Source organism: Nocardiopsis sp. NPDC057823, assembly GCF_042797335.1.
GTDB lineage: Bacteria > Actinomycetota > Actinomycetes > Streptosporangiales > Streptosporangiaceae > Nocardiopsis > Nocardiopsis changdeensis.
The window spans coordinates 414,921-424,412 of sequence record NZ_JBHVLR010000004.1; the positions used below are offsets into that span (position 1 = coordinate 414,921).

The following is a 9,492-nucleotide window of genomic DNA, read 5'->3' on the forward strand; positions in this document are numbered from 1 at the left end:
TCCGGTGGTTCAGCCGGTGCGTCCGGCTCGGACGAACGGGACGGTCAGGTCGGAGGGGCGCCGGGATCCGGAGACCAGCCCGGCCACGGCGGCGAGCGCCAGCAGGTACGGCAGTGCCACGAGCAGGGCCGCGGGCAGCGCGACGCCCAGGGCGGGGAGGGTGAACCGGAGCGCCTGGGCCGCGCCGAACACCAGGGCGACGGCGGCCACGCGCCCGGTCCGCCACCGCGCGGCGATGACGGCGACCACGGCGAGGTAGCCCACGCCCGCGGTCATGTGGTCGGTGAACGTCTTGACCTGGGCGAGGGCGATGTAGGCTCCGGCGAGCCCGCCCGCCCCGCCGACCAGCAGGACCGCCAGGTGGCGGATGCGGGCCACCGGCAGCCCGGCCCGGTCGGCCTTGACCGCGTCCTCCCCGGTGGCGTCGACGGCCAGGCCCCAGGCGGTGCGCCGCGAGGTGAGCAGGGTCAGCGCGACCACCGCGCCGATCAGCAGGTAGCCCGGGGCCGGCAGCGAGAACAGCGCCCGGCCCAGCACCGGCAGGTCGGAGAGCAGCGGCAGGGCCGCCCGGTCGAAGCCGGGGGTGACCGTGTCCCGGTCCAGGAGCAGCCGGGCCGCGAACACCGTGCCGGAGAGCGCCAGCGTGTTCAGCGCCAGGCCGGTGACGATCTGGTCCGCCCGCCAGGTCACGCTCAGCAGGCCCTGGAGGACGCCGACCAGGACGCCCGCCGCGGTCCCGGCGGCCAGTCCGGTCCAGGGGGAGCCGGTGGCCACCGCGGCCAGGACCCCGGCCAGGCAGCCGGTGACCATCATGCCCTCGACGCTCATGTTCAGGACCCCGGCGCGTTCGGAGACGGCCTCGGCCGCCGCGGCGACCATGATCGGCAGGCCCAGGGCGACGCTCATGGCGAGCAGTTCCGTGAGGGTGTGGATCATCGCGCGGTCCCCTTCTCCGGCGGCGCGGCCGAGGGAACGGGGCCGGCGGGCGGCGGCCCCGCGGTCCGGCGCGCCCTCGGCCGGGTACGGACCAGCAGCGCCGTGCCGGCCACGAGCAGCACGAGCACGGCCTCGGTCATCTGGCTGATCGCGGCGGGCACCCCGGCGGCCAGCTGGACGCCGATGCCCCCGGCCGCCAGCAGGCCCAGGGCCAGGGTGATGAGGACCAGGGCCGTCATCGACCCGCGGGCGAGCAGCCCGGCCACCAGGCCGGTGAAGCCGTACCCCGCAGCGATCCCGTCGGCCAGGACGTACGGCGCCGAGGCGACGACCGTCCCCCCGGCCAGGCCCGCGAAGGCCCCGGCCGCGGTCAGCGAGCCGAAGCGCACCCGGCCCACGGGGACGCCCAGGCGGCGGCTCGCCGCGGCGCCCCGCCCGACCGCGGTGAGCCGGAGCCCCGTCGCGGTCCGATGCAGCAGGAACGCCGTTCCGGCGGCGCCGAGCAGGGCGAGGACGGCGGCGGCCGTCATCGGAGAGCCGGGCAGCCCGAGCAGCGGGATACGGGCCGCCTCGACCAGCGGTTCGGACTGGGGCAGGGTCTCCGCGCTGGTCACCGGCTGGCGCAGCAGCCGCTCGTCGTGGACGGCGAGCATGAGCAGGGCCAGCCCGATGAAGTTGAGCAGCAGGGTCGTGATGATCTCGTTGACCCCGCGCCGGACCAGCAGCCCGGCGGCGACCGCGGCCCAGGCGGCGCCGCCCAGGGCGGCCGCCCCCAGCACCAGCGGCAGGGCGAGGAGGGCCGGCGCGGACTCGGGCAGGTGGACCCCCACGGCGGTGGCGCCGACGGCCCCGAGGGCGAACTGCCCCTCGCCGCCGACGTTCACCAGGTTCGCCCGGAACGCGATGACGAACCCGCAGGCGACCAGCAGGATCGCGGCCGCGGTGTTGACGGCCGCCCCCAGCGCGAAGGGGTTGCCCGCGGTCGAGGTCCACAGCGCGTTCAGGGTGGTGCCCGGCGGCGACCCGGCGGCGACCGCCGCGAGCACGGTGAACAGCAGGGCCCCGGCTCCGCAGAGCAGTCCGAGGGAGAGGGGGTGGCGGGGGTCGGGACGGAGCGGGCTCATGCGGCGGCCCCCGCCATCAGGTGGGCGATCCGGTCGCGGGCCGCGGGGTCCGCGGGGTCCACCGGTCCGGCCAGCGTCCCGCGGTAGGCGACGCGGACCTCGTCGCAGACCGCCAGCAGTTCTTCGAGCTCCCCGGAGATCACGAGGACGGCCGCGCCCCGGTCCGCGGCGGCGCGCAGGTGGCCGAGCACGGCCGCGACCGCGCCGACGTCCAGGCCGCGGGTGGGGTGGGCGGCGACCACGCAGGCCAGCGGGTCCAGCGACAGCTCGCGGGCCAGGACGGCCTTCTGCTGGTTGCCTCCGGACAGGGCGGACATCGGGGCGTCCGGCCCGGGGGCGCGGACGTCGAAGCGGGCGGCCAGGTCCGCGGCCCGGTCCCGGAGGGCGCGGCGGTCCAGGGCCCCGAAGCGGCCGGTGAACTCCCGCAGGCGGCCCAGCATGAGGTTCTGGGCCAGGCTCAGGTCCTCCACGACGCCCTCGTGGTGGCGGTCCTCGGGGATGACCGCCAGTCCGGCGGCGGTGCGCTCGCCCGGGGAGGCCGCGGTGATGTCGCGGTCGGCCAGCCGGATCGTCCCGGACCCGACCGGGACCGCCCCCGAGAGCGCGTCGGCCAGGGCGGACTGGCCGTTGCCCTCCACACCGGCGATCCCGGTGATACGCCCGGCCCGGACGGTGAGGTCGACGCCGTCGACGGCGCTCGCCCCGTGGGCGTCGCGGGCGCGCAGCCCGGCCACCTCCAGGGCGGGCGGGCCGGCCTCCCCGCGCCGCACGCGCCCGGCGCCGCCCCGCAGGCCCAGGGCGGCGGCCGAGGCGGGGTCCCGCGGCGGGCGGCCGACCATGAGGGAGACGAGGTCGTCGTCGGCGAGGTCGGCCAGGCGCCCGCCGCCGGTGACACGGCCGTGGCGCAGCACCGTGGCCCGGTCGCCGACGGCGCGGACCTCCTGGAGCTTGTGGGTGATGAGCACGACCGCGGTGCCGGAGTCGGCGATGCGCCGCGCGGTGGCCAGGAACGCGTCGATCTCCCGGGGGCCCAGGACCCCGGTCGGCTCGTCGAAGAGGACCAGCCGCGGCCCGTCCACCAGGGCCTTGACGATCTCGGCGGTCTGGCGGTGCCCCACCGACATCCGGTCGACCCGTGCGCCGGGGTCCACGGTCAGCCCGTACTCCTCCCCGATGCGTTCGAGCCGGCGGCGCAGGGCGCGCCGGTCGGGGCGGAACCGGGACCGCCCGAGCAGGAGGTTCTGCTCCACGGTCAGCGTGGGGACGAGGCTGAAGTGCTGGTGGACCATGGCGATGCCGCGGCGGGCGGCGTCGGCGGGCGAAGCGGGGGCGTAGGGCTCGCCGTCCAGGAGCATCCGGCCCCGCAGGGGCGGGGTGCCGCCGAACACGATGTTGCACAGGGTGGACTTGCCCGCGCCGTTCTCGCCCAGGACGCAGTGGATCTCGCCCGCGGCGACGGAGAGGTCGACGCCGTCCAGGGCGACCAGGTCGCCGAAGCTTCGGGTGACGCCGTCCAGGCGCAGGACCGCGGGGCGGCCGTCGGAGCCGGTCATGGGGGGCCTTTCCGTTCGCACCGGTCTAGTAGGGCTCGACCGCGCCGGAGGCGATGGCCTCCGCCGCCTCGTCCAGGGCCTGTTCGACCTCCGGGTCGTCGGCGCACAGGACGAAGTCGGTGCCGACGCGGTCGCCCGCCAGGCCGAAGGGGACCTGGGCGGCCTCCCAGGTGCCGTCCAGGACGGCGTCGACGGCGTACTCGATCTGGACGCCGGTGTCGGTGACGACGTATCCGACGTAGGGCGAGCCGTCCGCGCAGTCGCCGGCGATGGGGCCGCCGACCACGTGCGCCCCGGCCTCCAGCGCGGCCTGCTCCAGGCCGGACTTGCCGAGGTTGAGGATCTGGCCGATCACGTCGACGCCGACCCCGTGGTCGGCCGAGGCGGCCTGGAGGGCGCGGGCCGGGTCGTTGAAGTCGCCGAGGAACTGGGGCTCGACGACCTCGATGCCGGGGTCTGCGCTGCGGGCGCCGTTCTCGAAGGCGTGGGAGGAGTTGACGATCTCGGGCAGTTCGGCGCCGCCGATGAAGCCGATCTTCCCGCTCCGGGAGGTCAGGGCCGCGACGACCCCGGCGAGGTAGGCGCCCTCCGGCTGGCGGGGGTCGTAGTAGGCCAGGTTCTCCAGTGGCTCGGCGTCGGCGGGTCCGCCGATCTCCACGAAGGTGACGTCCGGCGCGGCGGCGGCGACGGCGCGCACGTCGGCGTCGGTCTGGCCGCCGACGGAGACGACCAGGTCCGACTCCCCGGCCATCCGGCCCAGGACCTGCTCGAAGTCGGCGGCGGCGACCTCTTCGACGAAGGTGATGTCCACCTCGTCGGAGCGCTCCGCCCGGATGCGCTCCACACCCGCGTGCCCGGACTGCATGAACCCGGTGTCGCTGATGGACCCGGGCAGCAGGACGGAGACGCGGAGCCGGTCGTCCGTGCCCCCGCCGCCCCCGGAGCCGCAGGCCGCCAGGGTCAGGGATCCGGTCAGTGCGGCGGCGGCCCAGGCGGCGCCTCGGGTGGTTCGGGGTGACATGACGTGCTCCTCTGCCGAGTTAGCGGTATACCACTAAATTCAGCATGGGAGCGGCCCGTGACCTCCGTGTTGCCCGCCGGGAAACACCGCGTTTCCCCGCACCGGGCCGGCCCGCCCGACGGGCGGCGCTACCTGCGGGTGCGGGTGCGGGTGACGTCGACCGGGTCGAAGCGCTCCCAGGTCTCGGCGATGGCCAGCGTGGGCTCCAGCCCCGCGGCGACGTGCTCGCGGTACAGCGCCGCCGCCCCCTCGCCGTCGCCGCGCTCGATCAGCCCGAGCAGCCGGACGTGCTCCTCCCGCTGCTCGCGGGTGTCGCGGTGCCGGGTGAGGTGGAACAGCCACTGCACGCGGGCGTCCAGCGGCGCCATCATCTCCTGGAGCAGGGGGTTGCCGCAGGCGCCCAGCACGGCGCGGTGGAACCCGGCGTTGGCGGCGGCGGTGGCGGAGTCGTCACCGGCGTCCAGCGCCCGGGCCGCCTCGTCGAGGCACCGCCGCATCAGGCGCAGGTCGTCCTCGCTCCGCTTGGCGGCGGCCAGGCGCGCGGCCAGCGGCTCCAGCTCCTCGCGCACCTCGAAGAGGTGCACGATGTCCTCCCGCGACCAGCCGGCCACCATGGCGCCCTGGCGCGGGACCAGGACGATCAGCCCCTCGGCCTCCAGCATCCGCAGGGCCTCGCGCAGGGGCACCCGGGAGACGCCCAGCTCGGCGGCCGTCTCGCGTTCGGTGATGCGGTGGCCCGGCGGCAGGTGCAGGTCCATGATCCGCGACTTGAGCTCGGCGTAGGCCCGGTCGCGCAGCGACGGGGACGGTGAGGGCGCGGGCGGCATGGACCCCATCGTAGGCCGTGTCCGGCGGGCCGTTCCGGGCCCGCCGTCCGCGGCCCGCCGCGCGACCGGAGGGGTCCGGGCGCGCCGCGGGCCGGGTGCCCGGCCGGGGCGTGTTCGGCGGATGCTCTCGAGCGTTCCGGCGCTCGCGCCGGACGCCGGGAGCGGCCGCGGGGCGGTCTCTCGCGAGACGACCGGCGCGGGTCGGCCCGGGGCCGGCCGTCCGAGCGCGGGCGGCGCGGCGAGAGGCGGCCCCGCGGCCGCGACCCGGAACGATCCGCCGAACGCGTCCTAGGAGTCCTTCCGCTTCGCGGCGTCGTCCTCGATCAGGGTCGGGGCGGCCGCGACGTCCACCGGCTCCTCGATGGTGCGCTCACCGCGCACCGTCTTGAGCTTGCCGGTCATGCTGCGCATGAGCAGGTACAGGGCCACACCGACGGCGAAGATCACGAGGAACCCCAGGACGCCCGGGGTGACCGTGTACTTGTCCAGGGTGAACGTGTCGGTGTTCGCGGCGGCGGACACGAGAAGGCTGTTCATGGGTTCATACTCTCACTGCGTCGCGGACACCCGCGAAGAGGTCCGTCTCCGGGACCTCGGTGTCCACCAGGGACCGCACCAGGTGGTAGTCCTCGGTCGGCCAGGCCTGGGCGAGGAGGTCGTTGGGCACCGCGAACCAGAACCCGTTGGGGTCGACCTGGGTCTCGTGCGCCTTCAGCGCCTTCTCGGCGAGGTCGAAGTACTCGCCGCACTCCACGCGCGTGGTGATCTCCCAGGTGGGACGGTCGCCGCGGTCCTTGATGCGGTCGATCCACTCCTGGTAGGGGTTCTCCAGCCCCTTCTCCTCCAGCAGCGCGGCGATCGCCTCGAACCGCTCGAACGGGAAGGAGACGAAGTAGTACAGCTTGAGGGGCTGCCAGGGGTCGCCGGTGCCCGGGTAGGCGTCCGGGTCCCCCGCCGTGTCGAAGGCGTGCATCGACACCTTGTGGGTCATGATGTGGTCGGGGTGGGGGTACCCGCCGTTCTCGTCGTAGGTGAGGATCACGTGCGGACGGAAGCGGCGGATCGACTCCACCAGGGGCGCGGCGGCCTCCTCCACCGGGGTGAGGGCGAAACAGCCCTCGGGCAGCGGGGGCAGCGGGTCGCCCTCGGGCAGGCCGGAGTCGACGAAACCGGCGAACTCCTGCCGGATCCCGAGGATCTCGCGGGCCCGGTCCATCTCGCGGCGGCGCACTTCCGCGATGTTCTCGCGGACGTCGGGCCGCTCCATGGCCGGGTTGAGGATGTCACCGCGTTCACCACCGGTCATGGTGACGACCAGCACGTCGGCTCCTTCGGCGACATAGCGCGCCATGGTGGCCGCGCCCTTGCTGGACTCGTCATCGGGGTGGGCATGCACGGCCATGAGCCGCAGGCGCTCGGACAACGAAGGGTTCTCCTTGACTCGGTCGACGGTCGCAGGGGCGTACCGTCCTGCTCCCCTGATCACGGCACATCCGGCGACTTGGTGCGGGCCGCGCGGGGGGGCTGTCAGGTCGGGGATATCTTAGACAACACCGTCCCCGTGTACGGAGATTCCCGATGCCCACCACCCCGGAGGAAGACGCCGTGAAGAGCGCCGACGAACCGGCCGCCGACGCGGCCGCCCCCGCCGCGGAGACCGCGCCCGCCCTGCGCAAACGCCACGGCAACGGGCCGGTCTTCTTCGTGATCGCGGCGGCGTTCGCCGTGCTGTGCGCCGTCGGGTGGGGCTACGCGGTCATGAGCTACACCGGGCTGGGCGGGGGCGTGTACCACCAGGTGGTCTCCTCCTCGGCGCCGACGGCGGCCGAGGCGACCATCACCTACGAGGTGAACAGCCGCGACGGGGCCGTGTGCCTGATCCGCGCGCTGGACGAGCGCCTGGTGGAGGTGGGCCAGAGGACCGTGGCGACGGAGGCCGGGAACCGCATGGTCACCACGACCGTTGAAACGGTTCGTCAGGCCGCAACGGTAGAAGTGGCCTCGTGCAGGGAACAAGGTTCGCAGGACTGACACCGCCGAACCCCTTTCCCCACCGGTTCGGGCGGTGGAGCCGGCCTTTCGGGAACCGTGTGCCATGACGCACGGTGATATTCTCGTAAGTTCAGCTCTGGCCGCCTGGTGGCCTTTGCTACTAGTACACAAGGAGTTCCCGTGACCCAGACCCGCGATGACAACGTCACCTGGCTCACCCAGGAGGCGTACGACCGGCTCAAGGCAGAGCTGGACCACCTGACGGGGAGCGGGCGCATCGAGATCGCGGAGAAGATCGAGGCCGCCCGCGAGGAGGGCGACCTCAAGGAGAACGGCGGCTACCACGCCGCCAAGGAGGAGCAGGGCAAGATGGAGGCCCGCATCCTCCAGCTCACCGAGATCCTGCGCACCGCGCGGGTCGGCGAGGCCCCTCGGACCGAGGGCGTGGTCGGCCCCGGTATGACCGTCACCGTCATGTTCGACGGCGACGACGAGGAGGTGACGTTCCTGCTCGCCTCCCGCGAGGAGAGCGGCTCCCCGATCGACGTGTACTCCCCGCGCTCCCCGCTCGGCTCCGCCATCAACGGCAAGGCCGTCGGCGAGAAGGTCAGCTACCAGCTGCCCAACGGCAAGAGCCTCGGGGTCGAGATCATCGAGGCGGTCCCCTACAGCGGCATGTAGGGCGGGTCCCCGGCGGGGATCGAAGCGGTGAGGGGCGGCGGATGCCGCCCCTCACCGCATGTGGGGCGGGAGCGGGCGCGGTCCCGGGGGTCTCCGGGGCTCCCCGGTGCGTCGTACCCTCTGAGGGCGGCCGACGGGTGCCGCCTCCCCGACCACCGAAAGGGCACGATGTCCTCGCCTTACTGGAACCCGCAGGGTCCCGGCCACGGCGGCCCCCCTCCGCAGGGCGGCCCGGGTCCGGGCGTCCCGACCCCCTACGGCCCGCAGGGCGGGTGGATGCCGCACGGACCGGAACCGGTGCCCGCCGGCCCCGGACCCGCCTCCTTCGGCCGCCGCCTGGCCGCCCGGTTCATCGACTACATCCTGGCGGCGATCGCGGCCACGGCGTTCTTCATCGGCATGCTGACCATCACGGGGGCCCTGAACGGATTCTCGACGGAGACGAGCGACGCCGAGGGCACGGTGTGGGCCCTGCTGTTCTTCTTCGGCTGGGGCGTGCTGCTGTTCTTCTACGACTGGCTGTTCCTGGTCACGTGGGGCGCCACGCTGGGCAAGATGATGCTCGGCATCAAGGTGACCCGCGCCGACGGCGGCCGCCTCACCCAGGGCCAGGCCGTCGGGCGCTCGGCCTTCTTCTGCCTGCCCCAGTCCCTGCCCTGCCTCGGCCACGTGCTGAGCCTCATGGAGAGCATGGCGGCGGTGGGCGAGGACCGGCTCGCACTGCACGACCGCGTGTCCAAGACCGTCGTCGTGCACTCCCATCCCTGAGGAGGTCCCGATGCCCCGGCCCCTACCGGACGGTGCCGGCCCCGACGCGGAGCCGGCGCCGTTCTCGCTGCGCGCGACGGCCCGGTTCATCGACATCGTGCTGGCGGCGACCGCGGTCTCGGCGCTGTTCGCCCTCGCGGCGCTGCCGGCCGCGGCGCTCCCCGTGGACGGGTACCTCGCGGCCATGGGCTGGGCGGGGCTGCTGCTGTTCGGCGGGGTGGCGCTGCTGTTCCTGTACGAGTGGGGCTTCCTGGTCGCGCGCGGCGCCACCCCGGGCAAGATGATGACGGGCATCTCCGTGGTCGGCCCCGGCGGCGGCCGCCCCACCCGCGGCCAGGCCGCGGCGCGCGCCGCCGTGCTCTGCCTGCCCCAGGCGTTGCCCTGCGTCGGCCTGTGCTTCACGCTGGTCGAGAGCCTGGGCGCCGCCTCCCCCGACGGGCTCGCCCTGCACGACCGGCTGTCCCGGACCGCCGTCGTCCGCCCCCCGGCACCGGCCTAGATCGTTGATGGGGAAATGTGTCCTGGTCAGTGGTCGTAGGCGATCAACGACCGCTTGACCGGGGCACCCACCAGCCAGTTGTGCCAGATCG

Annotated in this window: 11 protein-coding genes; 4 read left to right on the top strand and 7 right to left on the bottom strand. The window is 74.5% G+C overall.

What is annotated here, in order from left to right; all coding sequences use genetic code 11:
* Window positions 1-9 precede the first annotated feature (9 nt).
* The 7 genes from ACFVNO_RS10505 to mca form a co-directional block, all read right to left on the bottom strand.
* Window positions 10-936 carry an ABC transporter permease gene (locus ACFVNO_RS10505; protein WP_355258626.1) on the bottom strand — a complete coding sequence of 309 codons (927 nt, stop codon included), beginning with the start codon at window positions 934-936 and terminating at the stop codon, window positions 10-12.
* On the bottom strand, window positions 933-2,060 hold the full coding sequence (locus ACFVNO_RS10510; RefSeq protein ID WP_378891356.1) for an ABC transporter permease: 1,128 nt from the start codon (window positions 2,058-2,060) through the stop codon (window positions 933-935). The genes ACFVNO_RS10505 and ACFVNO_RS10510 overlap by 4 nt, the downstream gene beginning before the upstream one ends.
* Window positions 2,057-3,613: an ABC transporter ATP-binding protein gene (locus tag ACFVNO_RS10515; RefSeq protein WP_378891359.1), complete on the bottom strand. Its 1,557-nt coding sequence runs from the start codon at window positions 3,611-3,613 to the stop codon at window positions 2,057-2,059. The genes ACFVNO_RS10510 and ACFVNO_RS10515 overlap by 4 nt, the downstream gene beginning before the upstream one ends.
* Window positions 3,614-3,638: 25 nt before the next feature.
* Window positions 3,639-4,634 (bottom strand): BMP family protein, encoded by a 996-nt coding sequence (locus tag ACFVNO_RS10520; RefSeq protein WP_355258635.1) that lies wholly within the window; start codon window positions 4,632-4,634, stop codon window positions 3,639-3,641.
* Between the two features lie 128 nt (window positions 4,635-4,762).
* Window positions 4,763-5,461, bottom strand: a complete 699-nt coding sequence (locus ACFVNO_RS10525; protein WP_355258638.1) for a GntR family transcriptional regulator — start codon at window positions 5,459-5,461, stop codon at window positions 4,763-4,765.
* A 288-nt stretch (window positions 5,462-5,749) separates the two neighbouring features.
* Window positions 5,750-5,998: a hypothetical protein gene (locus ACFVNO_RS10530; protein ID WP_355258641.1), complete on the bottom strand. Its 249-nt coding sequence runs from the start codon at window positions 5,996-5,998 to the stop codon at window positions 5,750-5,752.
* Between the two features lie 4 nt (window positions 5,999-6,002).
* Complete coding sequence (gene mca / locus ACFVNO_RS10535; protein ID WP_355258644.1) at window positions 6,003-6,884, bottom strand: mycothiol conjugate amidase Mca; 882 nt, start codon at window positions 6,882-6,884, stop codon at window positions 6,003-6,005.
* 155 nt (window positions 6,885-7,039) lie between these two features.
* Between mca and ACFVNO_RS10540 the strand changes: the two genes are divergently transcribed.
* The 4 genes from ACFVNO_RS10540 to ACFVNO_RS10555 all read left to right on the top strand — a co-directional run bounded on the left by ACFVNO_RS10540 (window position 7,040) and on the right by ACFVNO_RS10555 (window position 9,401).
* Window positions 7,040-7,492, top strand: a complete 453-nt coding sequence (locus tag ACFVNO_RS10540; RefSeq protein ID WP_220563245.1) for a DUF4307 domain-containing protein — start codon at window positions 7,040-7,042, stop codon at window positions 7,490-7,492.
* A 141-nt stretch (window positions 7,493-7,633) separates the two neighbouring features.
* Entirely contained in the window at window positions 7,634-8,134 is a 501-nt protein-coding gene (gene greA / locus ACFVNO_RS10545; protein WP_220563246.1) for a transcription elongation factor GreA, read from the top strand.
* A 276-nt stretch (window positions 8,135-8,410) separates the two neighbouring features.
* Window positions 8,411-8,902, top strand: coding sequence for an RDD family protein (locus ACFVNO_RS10550; protein WP_355258651.1), 492 nt, complete (start codon window positions 8,411-8,413; stop codon window positions 8,900-8,902).
* 10 nt (window positions 8,903-8,912) lie between these two features.
* Window positions 8,913-9,401, top strand: coding sequence for an RDD family protein (locus ACFVNO_RS10555; RefSeq protein ID WP_378891368.1), 489 nt, complete (start codon window positions 8,913-8,915; stop codon window positions 9,399-9,401).
* The last annotated feature ends 91 nt before the right edge of the window (window positions 9,402-9,492 follow it).

Coding starts and splice junctions, on each gene's coding strand:
- ACFVNO_RS10515 (WP_378891359.1), bottom strand. CDS start 3,613: ATGACCGGCTCCGACGGCCGCCCCGCGGTCCTGCGCCTGGACGGCGTC.
- ACFVNO_RS10550 (WP_355258651.1), top strand. CDS start 8,411: ATGCCGCACGGACCGGAACCGGTGCCCGCCGGCCCCGGACCCGCCTCC.
- ACFVNO_RS10525 (WP_355258638.1), bottom strand. CDS start 5,461: ATGCCGCCCGCGCCCTCACCGTCCCCGTCGCTGCGCGACCGGGCCTAC.
- ACFVNO_RS10540 (WP_220563245.1), top strand. CDS start 7,040: ATGCCCACCACCCCGGAGGAAGACGCCGTGAAGAGCGCCGACGAACCG.
- ACFVNO_RS10510 (WP_378891356.1), bottom strand. CDS start 2,060: ATGAGCCCGCTCCGTCCCGACCCCCGCCACCCCCTCTCCCTCGGACTG.
- ACFVNO_RS10530 (WP_355258641.1), bottom strand. CDS start 5,998: ATGAACAGCCTTCTCGTGTCCGCCGCCGCGAACACCGACACGTTCACC.
- ACFVNO_RS10520 (WP_355258635.1), bottom strand. CDS start 4,634: ATGTCACCCCGAACCACCCGAGGCGCCGCCTGGGCCGCCGCCGCACTG.
- ACFVNO_RS10555 (WP_378891368.1), top strand. CDS start 8,913: ATGCCCCGGCCCCTACCGGACGGTGCCGGCCCCGACGCGGAGCCGGCG.
- ACFVNO_RS10505 (WP_355258626.1), bottom strand. CDS start 936: ATGATCCACACCCTCACGGAACTGCTCGCCATGAGCGTCGCCCTGGGC.